12 protein-coding genes are annotated in these 15040 nt (G+C 56.3%); 6 read left to right on the top strand and 6 right to left on the bottom strand.

The annotated features are described in order from the left end of the window. Positions 1–7 precede the first annotated feature (7 nt). Genes BM074_RS16860 through BM074_RS16845 form a run of 4 tightly spaced genes read right to left on the bottom strand, consistent with a single transcriptional unit; the run spans position 8 to position 4915 of the window. Positions 8–1162 carry an MBL fold metallo-hydrolase gene (locus BM074_RS16860; RefSeq protein ID WP_348271668.1) on the bottom strand — a complete coding sequence of 385 codons (1155 nt, stop codon included), beginning with the start codon at positions 1160–1162 and terminating at the stop codon, positions 8–10. Next, positions 1159–2229, bottom strand: a complete 1071-nt coding sequence (locus BM074_RS16855; RefSeq protein WP_027232321.1) for an ABC transporter ATP-binding protein — start codon at positions 2227–2229, stop codon at positions 1159–1161. The genes BM074_RS16860 and BM074_RS16855 overlap by 4 nt, the downstream gene beginning before the upstream one ends. Next, positions 2217–3920 carry an ABC transporter permease gene (locus BM074_RS16850; RefSeq protein WP_027232320.1) on the bottom strand — a complete coding sequence of 568 codons (1704 nt, stop codon included), beginning with the start codon at positions 3918–3920 and terminating at the stop codon, positions 2217–2219. The genes BM074_RS16855 and BM074_RS16850 overlap by 13 nt, the downstream gene beginning before the upstream one ends. Positions 3921–3928: 8 nt before the next feature. Further along, positions 3929–4915 (bottom strand): ABC transporter substrate-binding protein, encoded by a 987-nt coding sequence (locus BM074_RS16845; RefSeq protein WP_051615081.1) that lies wholly within the window; start codon positions 4913–4915, stop codon positions 3929–3931. 186 nt (positions 4916–5101) lie between these two features. On the opposite strand from BM074_RS16845, the gene BM074_RS16840 reads away from it, so the two are divergent. Beyond that, complete coding sequence (locus BM074_RS16840; RefSeq protein ID WP_091923527.1) at positions 5102–6049, top strand: sugar-binding transcriptional regulator; 948 nt, start codon at positions 5102–5104, stop codon at positions 6047–6049. On the opposite strand, the gene BM074_RS16835 is transcribed toward BM074_RS16840, so the two are convergent. Continuing rightward, on the bottom strand, positions 6046–6411 hold the full coding sequence (locus BM074_RS16835; RefSeq protein ID WP_091923525.1) for a hypothetical protein: 366 nt from the start codon (positions 6409–6411) through the stop codon (positions 6046–6048). The two genes, BM074_RS16840 and BM074_RS16835, sit on opposite strands and share 4 nt — an antisense overlap. Positions 6412–6948: 537 nt before the next feature. Further along, complete coding sequence (locus tag BM074_RS16825; protein ID WP_091923523.1) at positions 6949–7884, bottom strand: LysR family transcriptional regulator; 936 nt, start codon at positions 7882–7884, stop codon at positions 6949–6951. Positions 7885–8019: 135 nt separating this feature from the next. Here BM074_RS16825 and ugpC point away from each other — a divergent pair, with 135 nt between their 5' ends. The 5 genes from ugpC to BM074_RS16800 all read left to right on the top strand — a co-directional run bounded on the left by ugpC (position 8020) and on the right by BM074_RS16800 (position 15039). Further along, positions 8020–9087, top strand: a complete 1068-nt coding sequence (gene ugpC / locus BM074_RS16820; RefSeq protein ID WP_027232315.1) for an ABC transporter ATP-binding protein — start codon at positions 8020–8022, stop codon at positions 9085–9087. A 57-nt stretch (positions 9088–9144) separates the two neighbouring features. Next, positions 9145–10557: an ABC transporter substrate-binding protein gene (locus tag BM074_RS16815; protein ID WP_091923522.1), complete on the top strand. Its 1413-nt coding sequence runs from the start codon at positions 9145–9147 to the stop codon at positions 10555–10557. Between the two features lie 85 nt (positions 10558–10642). After that, complete coding sequence (locus BM074_RS16810; protein ID WP_091923520.1) at positions 10643–12376, top strand: hypothetical protein; 1734 nt, start codon at positions 10643–10645, stop codon at positions 12374–12376. A 60-nt stretch (positions 12377–12436) separates the two neighbouring features. Then, complete coding sequence (locus tag BM074_RS16805) at positions 12437–14173, top strand: hypothetical protein (RefSeq protein WP_091923519.1); 1737 nt, start codon at positions 12437–12439, stop codon at positions 14171–14173. After that, positions 14170–15039 (top strand): carbohydrate ABC transporter permease, encoded by an 870-nt coding sequence (locus BM074_RS16800; RefSeq protein ID WP_091923517.1) that lies wholly within the window; start codon positions 14170–14172, stop codon positions 15037–15039. Before BM074_RS16805 ends, BM074_RS16800 begins: the two co-directional genes overlap by 4 nt. Position 15040 lies beyond the last annotated feature (1 nt).

The following is a 15040-nucleotide window of genomic DNA, read 5'->3' as shown; positions in this document are numbered from 1 at the left end:
TCGGGCTTCACACAATACGCCGCTGTCCCGACTTGGCGGTGACATCCAGTTTCGGCAAATAAGTTTTCAGTTCCTTAAGCGTCTCCACGACGCAAGAATGCCCCAGAACCGGCGGACGGCCGGCACTTTCCCAAATCGCCACGCTTCCGTCTCTGGTCGGATGCGTAGGCAGTCGTATCCATTCGGCACGTTTCTCCGAGAAGAGCCTACTCGCCGGCGTATTGGGAGGTATGTGACCGGTCAGCAGAATGGGCAAATTCTGCTCCGCCGCCCGACAGATCGCTCCCACCGAGGGACCAGCACTTCCCATGCCGTCATATGTGAGGAGAGGACAATCCGGAAATGGGGCTTCTTCGCGCCAATCGAGCGCCCTATTGAGGCACGCTTGCAGCACCGGAGCGATACCGGGCAAGAATGCGTCACTTGCGGCGATCTGAGCAGCGATTGGCTCGCGCATCGAAGCATGTATGGCGAACCGTCCCTGCAATATTGCCATTAGCTCGAGGGGTTTGCCCGACAGAGGGATCGGGAGTAAGCAACCCGCTTGCCGGTTGCCGATCCAGTCGCGAATAGCCTGGCTGCGTTCATTTCCGGAAATCGGATCCGCACCGTAGGATGCATCGAGAACCAGGAGATCACATCTGGAGATCGCATCCATCGCAAGGACGTTGCTCTCGGGGACAACATCGGCAGTATAGACGACGTTCGACCCACCTGCTTCGGCACCAAACCAGACGCCGCCCGGAACGTGGCCCGAACGGCCGGTCGCGATGCGAATATCGCCGACATCTATTTCATCGCCCGCGAAAAACGTCCTGATTCCTTGCAGATTGACAGGAAATGAGCGACCACTCCCATTGCCGGCATACTGTTCCAGCATGGCCGGCGCCTCCGACAGCGTTTCGGCCGTCATATAAACTTGACCACGGAAGCCCCGGGATTGAAGCCAACTCAGGCCGCCAATGTGATCCTCATGCGCGTGCGATATGAAGAGTGCATCGACCCGGGAAATTTGATCATCGTCGATAGCCGGGTAATACTCCCTGCCCACAGCGCCAACCTTGATACCAACATCGCACACTATGCTCGTGGTTTGCGTTGCTATGCCAACGCTGGTACGGCCTTTTTCGCCAAATCCGCCAAACAGATCGACGCGGATCACGATACGTACTCCTGCGGAATGACCCAACCTGATATGACGCGAATTTGTATTCGATCACCAGCTTTGAGTCGTTTCGGTTCAGGAAGATCGAAATGGAGTTCCAGATCAGACCCGTCCAACGGTCTCGCCTCGATACGGGCACCGCCGCCGCGATAGATGCATCGTTGGATTTCAATGGGAATGCCACCGGTTTCGACCAATTCAATGTCTGCCGACCGTATGCAGGCATTGGCCGGAGCAATGACCTTTTGATCCGAACTGCATCGAAGCTGGACGTCGTGTCCGAGCATCCGCGCTCTGCACTTGCCATTTTGCGCAGATAGAATCTCAATCGGGAAGACCATGCCCTGCGCGATGAACGATGCCACCATCTCGGTAGCGGGTTGTTCGTAAAGTTCGCGCGGGGTTGCAAATTGGACGAGAACTCCCTTGTCCATCACGGCAATCCGATCTGCGAGCGCCATAGCCTCGGCCTGATCATGGGTAATATAAACGATCGTAGTGCCAGTCCGTTTATGGAATGATGCGAATTCGTCCTCCATCGAGGCGCGAAGATGAACGTCCAAATTGGCGAGTGGCTCATCGAACAGGACAAGGGATGGCGCAGAAACAAGGCAGCGCGCCAACGCCACACGTTGTCTTTGACCTCCGGAAAGGTTGGAAGGGCGGCGATCGCCAAAACCCTTTAGATCGACGAGAGCAAGCGCTTCCTCAATACGCCGGTGTCTTTCGGTCTTGTGGACCTTGGCGACCTTGAGGCTGTAGCCCACATTTTCCGAAACGGTCATATGAGGCCACAAAGCGTAGTTCTGGAAGACAATTCCAACTCTGCGCGATTCCGGCGGTATGTTGATAGACGGGCTCGACATCAGATTGCCGTCGACGGTAACAGTGCCTTCTGTGACCTTCTCGAAGCCAGCGATCAAGCGCAATAACGTCGTCTTGCCGCAACCTGAAGGGCCAAGGATCGCGACAAATTCACCGTCGCGCACGTCCAACGATACGTTCGTTAGCGCGTTGAACCCGGCGAAACTTTTCGACACATTGTTGATTTTTAATCCCGCCATGGGAGCACTCCAGCTGGAAGATGCCGCGCAAAAAGACTGGTGAACAGCATGAGAATGAAGGTTAAAGCGACGGTGAGGACTGATATGGCCGCCGCGTAATTCGAATCACCGCCCTGTTCGAACGAAAATATCACGACGCCGATCGTCTCGGAGCCTGACGCCCAGAGCAATGCCGACACGGTCAACTCGCTGAACGCGGTCATGAAGATCAATATTCCGCCCGCAAGTGTCGCTGGGGCGACGAGCGGAAAGATGATCGAGCGCATGCGATAGAGCAGCTTTGCACCCGCAACCTGCGCTGCTTCCTCAAGTGAACGGTCAATTTGGTGCAAGCCGCTGATCGTCGGACGGACCGCCAGCACTAGAAATCGCGCCAGATATGCATAGAAGATGATCCAGATCGTATTGTAAATCTGCACCCCAAGAATCGGCAATGGCTTCAAAAACAGAAGAAGTGAGGCGATGGCAAGCACCACTCCAGGCAAGGCATAGGGCAATTCCACGGAAAGATTCAGGAAATTTGTCCACCACCGTACACGCCAGGTGACGAGGTAAGCGAGTGGAACGGCAAGCACCACCGCGAAGAGAGCCGCAGCTATCGAGAGACCAAAGCTGTTAAGAAAGGCACGGCTTGCTGCAGTGTGGTCGAACATGACGAAGGCATAGTTAGCCAACGTTACCGTCTTCGCATTCAGCGGTATGCCGTAAGCCGAAACAAGCGACGTGAGGAACAGGCCGAGAATAGGCAAAATAAGAACGACCACGATCAGTGACCACATCAAAATTTCGAAACAGATGCGCCAACCCCCAAGCTCGAACGGAGCAGCGGGCAATGAAGTTGACGCTATCCGATAATCTCGGCGGCGTGACGTGTAGTCCTGTGCCAGGATACCGGCGATGGCGATCAGTCCTATCAGGAACGAAAGCACAGCAACTTCCGACAAGACGGCGGGACCGCCGCCGGCCAACCGCTGATAGATAAGTGTTGGCAGGACCAGATAGTTTGCAGGAATTCCCAGGAAAGCAGGAATACCGAAATTTCCGACACACGATACAAAAGCAAGCGCCGTCGCGCCGATTATCGATGGCGTCATGAGCGGTAGGATAATCGTGCGTAAGACCGTAAGGCGGCCTGCACCCGAACTAAGTGCGGCCTCTACCAACTCGCGGGGAAGCTTTCGCAATCCCGCACGCACCATCAGAAACACCAGCGGACCATATTGGACACCAAGCAAGACGATAATGCCGGTTGTCGAATAAAGGGGATTCCGGCTACCCAGTGCTGGTGCTAAGCCAACGAGCTTGAGGAAGGGGCTGGCCGGTCCAAACAATTGCAGCCAGGCCAGTGCCGTTACCTGCGGTGCAATAAGCAGCGGAACAACGTAGAATAAGACGAACGGGCTCTTGGCGCGTACGTCTGTCAGGCTGACCAGCAAAGCGACGCTGGTCCCCAGCACGACTGAGAGTAACGTGCCTCCGACACCAACTTGCAGGGAATGCCACGTTGCCGTCCAGGTAGTCGAACTGCCCATCGCCGTCTGGATCGGGCGAAGCGAGAAGCTACCCTGAGGCATTACCAGCTCGAACACCAACCGTCCCATGGGGAGGATGGATAGTGTCGCGACGACAAGCGTCACCCCTGCGATCAGGGCCATGTCAATGCCCTGACGCTGTTTGGTCTGCGTTAACATGCTGTTCCTTAGCCGCCGAACATTTGCGAGAATTTTTGCTTGTCGACGTCCGTCGTTTCGAGAACCTTTTGAGTTTCGATAGGCATGACCGTGACTTTGATTCCTTCCGGCAGCCAGGCAGGGCGACCAACCGAGGGCTTGGCCGGCAGATACCCTTGGCTTAGAGCGAGTTTCTGGCCGTCATCAGAAAGGATGAAATCGACGAACTTTTCTGCTGCAGGGACGTTTTTTGCCGTGGACATGATTGCCACTGGCTCAGTCACAGCCGGCACGCCTTCAGACGGGAATACAAACTCGATGGGTGAACCTTTTGCCTTTGCGTTGAGTGCCATAAAATCCACGAGAATGCCGTATGGCTTTTCGCCGCTTGCCACCGATTTCAATACAGCGCCGTTACCACGTACGCTCACGACTTCGTTTGCCTTGAGCTTTTCGAAGTAGTCCCAGCCGAGTTCGGGTTTTGCGGCAAAACCACTGAGCATGTAGGCGGCTGCTCCCGAATAAAGGGGGCTGGGCATGACAATCATGCCTTTGTATTCCGGCTTGGCGAGATCTGCCCAATGTTCTGGTTTGGCGGTGGCCGCAGAGTTATAGGCGATGCCGGTGGTGATGAGCTTGCTGCCGAAATAGGTCTTCTCCGGATCATAAGAATCCGTAGAAAATCCATCAACGTTAGCTTTCTCGTAGGCCTTCAGCTTACCTTGCTTCTTCAAGCCTTCCATGCTCACCGCATCGGCAATGAGGAGTACATCGGCTTGGGGCGCGCCGGCCGAGAACTCCGCTGCAAGCTTGCTCATGATGTCGCTCGTACCCGAACGATAGACCTGCACGTCGATATCAGGATTGACTTTTTTGAAAGCTTCCACCGTCTTGGCCGCATCGGTATCCGGTTGCGAGGTATATAGCATCAGCGATTCAGCCTGCGCCGAGGCCCAAAACATCGAGGCGGCCAACAAGGCCGGCACGCCTATGGCAATGCGCATCAACTTGTTCATGTTAATTTCCTCCCGGGTTCTCTTGCGACAAGCGCAAACGCATTGTCAGTTAATCCTCCATGCAAAGGCGCCGTAACCCATGAACACCCTTGCTTGAACATATAATCAATGTTCATTTGTTTCATGTCAATGACAATTGAACAGTTTTGATGTAAAACGAAACGGCGAACACAAAGAAAGCGGCCCATGGAAGCTGAAGCCCTCCCGATCGTTTCCTCCGACATAAAGGTGAAGACAGCCTGGCTGTACTATGTTGAAGGCATGACCCAAGAGCAGATTGCCGACAAGCTCAAGGTCAGCCGTGTCAAGGTCATGCGAACGCTTGCTGCCTGCACTGCCGAGGGGTTGGTCATAACAACGATCAATACTGCCACGGCAGAGCAGATCGCTCTGGAACGAAGACTCGAGGCTCAATGGAGCCTCGCCTCGGCAATTGTTATTCCGACCCCGAGTTCGGATGAGCACCTGGAAACCGCATTGGGGCATGCCGTTGCACAATATCTGGGCGAACAAATGCAGGATGGCATGACACTCGCGATCGGCGGCGGCGCAACACTTTTTGCAAGTCTCCGATTTATTGAGCGTCGAAAGCTATCGAATGCGGCTGTGGTTGCGCTCGTTGGGAGCCTCGCCCATTCGCGTTGGATCAACCCGTCCATTGTTGCAGCAAAAGTGGCCGAGGCTTTCGACATCGACAGCTATCAGATCACAGCGCCGGTCATCGTAGACGATGAGCTATTGCGCGAGGCCCTCTGGCATCAGCCTACCCTCGAGGAGGTGCGCCAACGGGCCGCTCGAGCAGATATCGCGCTTCTGACCGTGGGTGACATTTCGCGGCAATCAACGATCTTCCGGCACGGCATCGTGCCGAACGAACTGGTTGATCCCCTGAAGGCCCAAGGCGCAGTTGCCAACATTCTTTGCTATTTCATCGACAGGGAAGGCAAGCTGGTAGACCATATGATAAATCGTCAGGTGATGGCCATTGACCTCGATATTGTCGCTCGGATACCAAATGTGGTCATTGCAGCGGGGGGGAGTTCCAAAGTCGAAGCCATTAAGGCGGCGCTGAAAGTCATGCCCGCACGGGTCCTCATAACCGATAGCCAAACGGCTACTGCCCTGATAGGTTAAACTATGCCCCGGCTGCGCAGAAAATCTTTAAGCCCGACATGGGTGATGGCTTCAAACTCCTCGACAGCCTCGGCAAAGCGCTTGCGCTGGCTCATAAGGTAGGCAAATACCTGTTTCATCTCGATGGACACGCCGAAACGCTCCCAGCGTTCGGCTACGTGCGCTGGCATGCCTAATTCAGCGCAGAATTCCACGACAGTGCGATAGCCGAGCAATTCCAACGCAGATCGTAACTCTTCTCCCGACATACGTTCTTCGAGCGCATGATCATGCAGTCGCTGGGCGACGAGCCGCAAATCAGCGGGCGACGAACCCATTACTCGGTTAAGAATGGAACGGACCTCGGCAGGAAACGGCGGCATCAGAAACTCCAGATTCGAAATGAGTAACTTAGCTTAGACCGAAGCATCCCTGTTCGCCAGCGCATTTGTTTATAAGGACAGCGTCGCGCTTGAACAAACTCGCCTCCGCGCTGTCGATCGAAATACTTCCATATAATCGCGAATTTCAATTGGTGCTGATTAATCACCATACCCGCCTAAACGCATCGCGGAATAAAGCCATTCTCAACTCGGCGCGAGTTTTTCACCCACGCGAGGACCCCACCGCCTCTTCGCCCACACCAATGCTTACCCTTTGATGCGCGCACCTGCGACGGCGGGAAAATGTCCGCTTTGGCCAATCCCAAACCCCGGCGGCAGAGCTCTGATGTCCGCTTTTCGTGTGGGGTGTCCTAGCAGCGGACGGTCGGCCGTCGGCCCCGACAGTGTTCTCATGAGTTGTTCTTGCGGCCAATGTTGGTCGAAGGAGAACGAAAATGGGTATTGCACAATATGATCCTAACACACTAGGACCTCCGGCATGGAACCCTGGCCAAAAGGTTGGCGTCAAGAAGCCGCTTAAACAGCGCCAGATTTGGGCGATCCGCTTCTTCCCCTGAGTCGCAGGTCATCGTGCTCCAATGCAATTCCTCCTCTCAATTCCTCGACGAACACCTGAGCGGTGCGGGACATCGGCCGGGCAGCCGACCATACGACGCGGGCGCTCGTCTCAATCCGCGGCACGAAATCTCTCTGGACGAGATCGGGAAAGACATCGACAGGCATCCACGGATCGACCAGCGCGACCGTTGTCGTCGTATCGAGGAGAAGGCAGGTAGTAACATGATGGTTCACAGCAATGGCAACGTTAAGGTCGACCTTGCAACTGCGAAATGTCGCCTGTACCGCATCGTATATCGAATGATGTGTGTTGGTTATCAGCGAATACCGTTTGAGGTCCTGCGGGCGGATCACTGACTGGCGCGCCAGCGGATGATCCTTGTGTACCAGGATGCGCAACTCGGAAACCGTTAGGTCTTCCGCGGTTAATTCCGGCGCATTGAAGGGACTGGCAATGACACCAATATCGATCTGCGAAGTATTGGCGAGTTCGACGACACGGCGGGAATTGGTGATATTCATGACGACACGAACGTTCGGGTGCTGCTCGCGAAACCGTTTCACCGCGGGCGCGAGATAGGAGTAACTCAGGGACGGCGTCGACGCCATGCTCAAAAGCCCAGACTGGGCTTCGCGCAGATCCTCGGCGTACCTGCGGATGGATTCGAACTTCTGGAAAAGCGTTTCCACTTCCGGCAGCAGGCTCAACGCCTCCGGCGTAGGCTCGATGCGGCCATGCGCGCGCCGAAAGAGTGGCATTCCGAGTTGATCCTCGGCATAGCGCAGGGCTGTGCTCACCGCGGGCTGAGAAATGCCAAGAAGGCGCGCCGCCTCGGTGATCGAGCCGCCGCGCATAATAGCATAGAAAATCTCAAGTTCGCGCAACTTCAACATCGCTCATAACCTGTATTTATGGGCAGTGCACAAAATACTATTGGAATAAATGCGCGCCAGCGTGCAGCCTGTCAACGGGTCGGTGCTATTGAGGAGCAGCACCCGACCCCACAAGGACATGGGAGGAGTGATTGCATGGCGCCGGTCGGCATCAGTAGCGTTCGCAAGTCTTTTGGTGCGCTCGAGGTGGTGCACGGCGTCTCGATTGACATCAAGGATGGTGAGTTCGTAGTGCTCGTCGGCCCCTCTGGTTGCGGGAAGTCCACCCTTTTGCGAATGGTCGCGGGCCTCGAGGACGTCACGTCAGGCGAAATCAAGATAGGCGAGAAGGTCATCAACAACCTTCTGCCGCGCGACCGGGACGTGGCGATGGTGTTCCAGAGCTATGCGCTTTATCCACTCAAGAACGTCCGCGAAAATATGGCGTTTGGATTGCGCATGCGACGCACGGCGAAAGAGGTCGTGGAAGAACGTGTGGCGTCGGCCTCCAAAACCCTTGGTCTAAAGGAATATCTCGAACGTTTCCCGAAGGAGCTGTCGGGCGGCCAGCGGCAGCGTGTCGCCATGGGCCGGGCGATCGTGCGTGCACCTCAAGTTTTCCTTTTTGACGAGCCCCTTTCGAACCTCGATGCACGGCTGCGTGCACAGATGCGCGTCGAGATCAGCCTGCGCCACGAACGACTGCGGACCACCAGCATCTATGTGACACACGACCAGGTCGAAGCCATGACCATGGCCGACAGAATAGCTGTCATGCGCGATGGCATTGTTGAGCAGTTCGGTACGCCAACAGAGCTCTATGACCAGCCTGCCAACGCCTTCGTCGCCTCTTTCATTGGTTCTCCCCCCATCAACATGATGAAAGGGTCGCTACAGCGAACGGCAGAGGAGGCCTGGGTGGACCTCGGTGCAGGCGTCCGCCTGCCAGTGCCGCAGGGGGGGAATGGCGAGACCGGAATGCCGGTGACGTACGGTGTCCGCCCGGAGAACATCGTAATAGGCGGCCCACACGCTCTCGAAGCCAGGGTTACGCTCGTCGAAATGATGGGGCCGAACTATCAGGTCCTCGCAACGTCAGGCGAGCACCAGCTCTGCCTGACGGTTGACAGGTCAAATCGCGTTGCCGCCGGCGACCTCATTTCGCTCGGCTTCGATCTTAAGTCGGTTCATCTGTTCGATCAGAAAACCGGGGTTCGCATCTAGGAGAAACAAAATCGGGAGAACACCCGAACGAAGAAATCTTCAACTGGGAGGAGTTGCATGATGTTCGAAATGACCCGCCGCGGCATATTGGCCGCCGTAATTTGTGGAATGGCCTTTTCCGGCACCAACTGGGCCGAGGCTGCCGACAGCCCGTACAAGGGCGTCACCGTTCGATTCCTGACGTCGAGCAATGCGTCGCAGGATGCTTTTTCGGAGAAGATAAAGGAGATCGGCGCCGCCTGGGGCATGAATGTCGAGATCCGCAAGCTCACCACAGACGAGCTTCAGAAGAAAGTGGTCCTGGATTATGTCGCCGGGGCCGATACCTGGGACCTCGTCTATTCCGGTGGCGTACAGCGCACATTCCAGTGGTACAATCAGGGCATTTTCGATGACCTTGCCCCTCTGATCGCAAAGTATGGCGACAAGAAGCTGCTCGACTGGGATGGCATAAGCGAATCCGGCCGCGGGGCGGTAATGCTCGACGATCACATCATGGGGCTCACGATAGCGGCCAGTGACCAGGCGCTGGCCTATCGCAAGGACCTCTTCGAAAATCCGGAGGAGCAGGCGGCGTTCAAGGCGAAGTACGGCTACGACCTGAAACCGCCGGTGACCTATGAACAGTATCACGACATGGCAGCCTTCTTCACGCGCAAGAAGGGGGAGAAGCTTGCCGGCAAGGTATTGGACAATGATTCCTATGGTCTCATCAATTCCAACAAGAAGGGGACGTTCCTCTGGCACGACTATGAGAACCAGTTGATGGCCTTCGGCGCCCAGGTCTGCGATCCCAAGACCATGAAGGCCGGGCTGACCTCACCTGAAAGCATAAAGGCGGCGGAATACTACAAGTCGCTCATCCCCTACTGGCCACCGGACCACATCAACATGGCGAGCGGAGAAACCATGGCCTTGTTCGCCGCCGGTCGCGTCGCCATGAATATCGAGTATTTCGACCGCGTCGTGTATACGATGGGCAAGGGCGAGGGAGCGATCACGTCCGAACAGGTCGGCTACACCTATCCCCCCACGGAAGACAACAATGCCCGCAGCCTGAAACATCCCTATCGTGCCGGGCCGGCGGTGATCTCCATCTTCAGCCGGTCGAAGAACAAGGAGGCTGCGTACAAGCTCCTCGAGGCGGCATCATCCCTCGAGAGCCAGGTGGACATGGCACGCAAGACCCTGGGCTTCATGCCCTCCCGCACCGCTGCGCTCGAAACGCTAAAGGGCGAAATGCCCTATCTTCAATATCTGATCGACGTCGCCAATGGCGGAGCCGATGCGCTCTCGGACGCGCAGGAGATGCCCTATCCCTGCATCCTTGCTTCATCGGAAATCGGTGATGCAGTGAGCGACGCGATATCGCAGATCCTGATAGGAGGCGAGATTCCCGACGAGCTCGAGAAAGCGCAGGCAAAGGCGCAGAAGGCTCTCGACAAGGTGAGGGGCTCGCTCGCCAAATAGATCATACCCCCAAGCTGAACTGCACGCGGCTCGGCCGCCGCGTGACTGAACAACGGACGACCGCATTCCGTTCACAGGAGATGTCATGCCTGCTTTCCGCACCAGAGCACTGGAAATACATAGCGACTATGTCTGGGATTTCGACTGGGTCAACAAAGCGCTGCGTTTCGTCCGCGAACACGGTTTGACCAGCCTCGTTTTCCATCAAAACGATATCGTGGACAAGCTCACCTATCCTGCGGGAATCTTCGCCAAGGGAAAGAATTTCGCCAACATCCACGATCGCTATCGGGGCATCTACCGTGAACTCTACAAATACGCAGCACGCGATCGCAGCGTCCCGAACATGCGCCGGGACTACCTAAAACGCATTCTGGAACTCGCCGACCGGCAGGGCACGGAAGTCTGGCTCGAAAATAAGGAACTGTGGTTCCACGATGTCTTCGCCGAACTCAATCCCCAGATTTTCAAGAATGGAGCACTTTGCCCGAACGAGCCGGTCTGGTGGGACTACATCAACACGAAATACGAGGATCTCTTCTCCGACATAGACGGCATTGCCGGTATCATAACCGCGCCCGCCACCCGTGAAAGCCGGCTCTCGATCTCGGGTCACCGCTGCACATGCGATCTCTGCAAGTCGAGCCGTCCGGAAGACTGGTATCGACGCCTGCTCAAGACGATGTACAAACCCATCAAGGCAGCGGGTAAGACACTGGTGGTTCGCGATTTCGTATTCGATTTAAAGACCCAGACTGAAATCGCGACGGTGATGGAGGAACAGCCCGATGACGTCATCATAAGCCTCAAGAATACACCCCACGATTATTACCCGACGTTTCCGCACAATGTACGCATTGGCAATGTCGGAAACCATCGCCAATGGATCGAATATGATGTCATGGCGCAGTACTATGGCTGGGGCATCGGGCCGAGCCATATGGTCGATGACATTCGCTATCGCCTGGACTATGCCCTTAAGCACGATGTAGAGGGCGTACTGATCAGGACCGACTGGGAGGCTTTGCAGGGTCACACGACTTTCCACACCCCGAACGTGCTCAATCTTTATGCGGCTGCCGCTCTATCCAACGACAATGCAACATCGAAGCGGGAGATCTACCGCGACTGGCTGAAAGGCGAGAACTATCTCAACTCCAATGCCGGCGAAGCGGACATCGATGAGGCGGTCGCCTGGTCAATAGAGCTCCTCGGCGATTCCTGGGAGATCGTTCGGCGCGCGCTCTACACCAACAGTTGCGTATTTTCGGATTCCAGCACGTTTCCGGTCAGCCTTGCCCATGCCTGGTGGCTGGCGGAGGAAAAAAACAGTCTGCGCGACTGGGACCCCACCAAGGAGCACGCGATGGATGCGGACGAGCCCAACGTGCACCGCATCCTTGCGGAGAAGGACGAGGCGCTGCGGCGTGTCGAGGCCCTCAAGGATGTGATCAAGCACAAGCCAAGCGCACTGACCGATGCGGCCTACGAGAATTTCGTTGGACGGATAGAAGTGTTTCGACGCTACGTGCGCGGGTTCCGTGAAATCGGCCAGGCATGTATCCTCACCAAATACATGACGGAAAATAACGAAAAATCGGCCTTTCGAGAGGATGCGCGCCGCATGCTCGGCGAGCGGCTCCAGGGACTGCTCGATCTCGCGGCAGAACTTCGCGACTATCGCAAGCGGACTGATCATGGGTTCACGACCTATATCGGTCTTGGCAGTGAACGACTGGAAGTTCTCCACACCGATTTGACCAGACTGCTTTGCGCCAGCGCGTCGACCAACCCGGTCGATCAGCTGACTCCATCATGAACGCAACGCGGCTTATCCCCATTATTTCAAGCCAAATCCACTGCATCGAAGGAGCCAATGATGAGTTTCGACTTCCGCGGACTGGAGCTTAACAGCCACTATGTCTGGAACTTCGATTGGGTGAGGAAATCGCTCGCCTTCATCAAGGACAACAACATGACGGCGCTGGTGCTCCACCGAAACGAAATCATCGATCAGCTGGTCTATCCGGCCGGTGTCTTCGCCAAGGGGCAGCGTTTCGAGAACATCTTTGATCGTTACAGAGTCATCCACCGCGACCTCTACAAATACGTCGCCCGCGGGCGCAGTACGCCGATGCAACTCAGCGACTACTTGCGCCGCGTCATCGAGCTCGCCGACAGGCAGGGAACGCAGGTCTGGCTCGAAAACAAGGAGTTGTGGTTCCACGACTCCATCGTCGAACTCAACCCCCAAGTCTTCAAGAACGGCAGGCTCTGTCCGAACGAACCGGTGTGGATGGAGTTCATCGAACAGAAATATAAGGATCTCTTCAACAATTTCGACAATATAGCGGGGATCATAACGGCCCCTGCCACCCGGGAAAGCCGGCTTTCCATCTCGGGTCATCGCTGCACATGCGACCTGTGCGCCTCGACGCCGCCCGAAGATTGGTATCGGCGCCTGCTGAATGCCATGTACCGTCCCATCAAGGCAGCCGGCAAGACACTCGTCGTGCGGGATTTCGTCTTCGACCGACAGACACAGACCGAAATAGCAACGGTGATGGAGGAACTGCCGGAAGATGTCATCATCTGCCTGAAGAACACGCCGCACGACTATTATCCGACGTTTCCCGACAATGCCCGCATCGGCAATGTCGGACCGCACCGGCAATGGGTGGAGTTCGAGGTCATGGCCCAATATTACGGCTGGGGCATCGGCCCGAGCCATATGGTCGACGATACACGCTACCGGCTTGGCTATGCGCGATCGCACTGCGTTGAAGGGGTGCTCGTGCGTACCGACTGGGAGGCACTGGAGGCCCATTCTGTGTTTCATACGCCCAATCTGCTGAACCTCTACGCGGTCGCCGAACTTGCGGTGGCCGAGGACACTGCCAAGGAAACGATCTATCGGGACTGGCTCGTGGGCGAACAGTATCTGAAGCCCGATGCCACCGGGTCCGAGATCGACGCGGCGGTGGCCTGGTCAATCGAACTTTTGGGCGATTCCTGGGAGATTATCCGGCGCGCGCTCTATACCAACGATTGCGTCTTCTCAGACTCCAGCACCTACCCGGTGAGCCTGGCCCATGCCTGGTGGCTGGCCGAGGAGAAAAACAGCCTGCGCGATTGGGACCCGGCGAAGGAACATGCGATGGATGCGGATGAACCTAATGTGCGCCGCATCCTCGAGGAGAAGGAGGAGGCCTTGCGGCGTGTCGATGCACTAGAGGATGTCGTCAAGCGCAGGCCCACGGCAATGACGGATGCTGCCTATCAGGACCTCGTCGAGCGCATCGATGTATTTCGCCGCTATATCCGCGGGTTCCGCGAGATTGGCCAGGCCTGCATTTTGACCAAGTATCTCACTGAAAACGAAGAACCCTCCGGATTTCGCGCCGAGGCACGCCGCCTCCTGCAGGAGAGGCTCGATGGCCTCCTCGAGCTTGCGGCGGATTTCCGTCAATACCGCCATACCACCGATTTCCGCCATACCACCTATACAGCTCTCGGCAGCGAGCGCCTGGAAGTCCTGCATGCCGACCTTTCGCGCATCCTTGCCCTGAATGCCTCCAGGCTGGAAAATCAGGCAGGGACAGGGAGCACCGCATGACAATCACGCGGCAGCAGCGGATTTTTCTCCTGCTTTTTCTGCTCCCCGGCATGTTGTATCTCGTGTCGCTGCGGATCCTGCCGGCACTCTTTACAGTGTTCCTGAGCTTCACAGACTGGGATCTCACCCAGCCCTATGGGCCCGAATTCATTGGCCTGCAGAACTATATCGACATCTGGAACGATCAGCCTTTCATCGATTCAATCTGGCGCTCGCTGACATTTACCGTCGTCGCCACCACCGTCGAACTCTTTTTCGGGTTCGTCATCGCTCTCTTCGTCCATCGCGAGCTGATCCTGAAGAATACGCTGCGTGCCGCCATCCTGACGCCGATGGTGATCACGCCATCGATCGTGGGCGTGATCTGGTCGATCATGTTCCATTCTTCCGTCGGTCCACTCAACTGGCTTCTCGGGCTTGTCGGCCTGCCCGCGGTCGGCTGGCTGACGACACCCAACATGGCGATGCTCTCCGTCGTCATTACGGATGTGTGGCACTGGACACCCTTCATGTTTCTCCTGTGCCTCTCGGCAATGCAGATGATTCCCGACGATCTCTACGAGAGTGCGGAGGTCGACGGTGCGTCGCCCGCCCAGCAGCTGTTTCACATCACGATACCCATGGTCCGCGAAACGCTGATCGTCGCGATAATTCTGCGTTCCATGGATGCGTTCGAATTGTTTGCCGAACCGTTCGTAATGACGGGCGGAGGGCCGGGAACGGCAACCGAAACGGTCAGTCTACACATCTATAAATCAGCCTTTCTGTTCTTCCAGATGGGCTATGCCGGGGCGATGGTCGTCGTCTGCATCTTCATCCTCGTCGCCGCCTATTCGCTGTACTGGCGGTTCATAAAGTTCGATTGAG

Origin of the sequence: Phyllobacterium sp. CL33Tsu (assembly GCF_900113985.1) — a bacterium.
GTDB classification, from domain to species: domain Bacteria; phylum Pseudomonadota; class Alphaproteobacteria; order Rhizobiales; family Rhizobiaceae; genus Phyllobacterium; species Phyllobacterium pellucidum.
Note: the sequence above shows the minus strand (reverse complement) of the source record. Positions and strands in the feature narration are given on the sequence as shown.

What these genes read in the sequence shown, in the direction of transcription:
- BM074_RS16850 (WP_027232320.1), bottom strand. Translation starts at nt 3,920, where the DNA reads ATGTTAACGCAGACCAAACAGCGTCAGGGCATTGACATGGCCCTGATC.
- BM074_RS16845 (WP_051615081.1), bottom strand. Translation starts at nt 4,915, where the DNA reads ATGAACAAGTTGATGCGCATTGCCATAGGCGTGCCGGCCTTGTTGGCC.
- BM074_RS16805 (WP_091923519.1), top strand. Translation starts at nt 12,437, where the DNA reads ATGAGTTTCGACTTCCGCGGACTGGAGCTTAACAGCCACTATGTCTGG.
- BM074_RS16825 (WP_091923523.1), bottom strand. Translation starts at nt 7,884, where the DNA reads ATGTTGAAGTTGCGCGAACTTGAGATTTTCTATGCTATTATGCGCGGC.
- BM074_RS16810 (WP_091923520.1), top strand. Translation starts at nt 10,643, where the DNA reads ATGCCTGCTTTCCGCACCAGAGCACTGGAAATACATAGCGACTATGTC.
- BM074_RS16855 (WP_027232321.1), bottom strand. Translation starts at nt 2,229, where the DNA reads ATGGCGGGATTAAAAATCAACAATGTGTCGAAAAGTTTCGCCGGGTTC.
- BM074_RS16840 (WP_091923527.1), top strand. Translation starts at nt 5,102, where the DNA reads ATGGAAGCTGAAGCCCTCCCGATCGTTTCCTCCGACATAAAGGTGAAG.
- BM074_RS16835 (WP_091923525.1), bottom strand. Translation starts at nt 6,411, where the DNA reads ATGCCGCCGTTTCCTGCCGAGGTCCGTTCCATTCTTAACCGAGTAATG.
- BM074_RS16800 (WP_091923517.1), top strand. Translation starts at nt 14,170, where the DNA reads ATGACAATCACGCGGCAGCAGCGGATTTTTCTCCTGCTTTTTCTGCTC.
- BM074_RS16815 (WP_091923522.1), top strand. Translation starts at nt 9,145, where the DNA reads ATGATGTTCGAAATGACCCGCCGCGGCATATTGGCCGCCGTAATTTGT.
- ugpC (WP_027232315.1), top strand. Translation starts at nt 8,020, where the DNA reads ATGGCGCCGGTCGGCATCAGTAGCGTTCGCAAGTCTTTTGGTGCGCTC.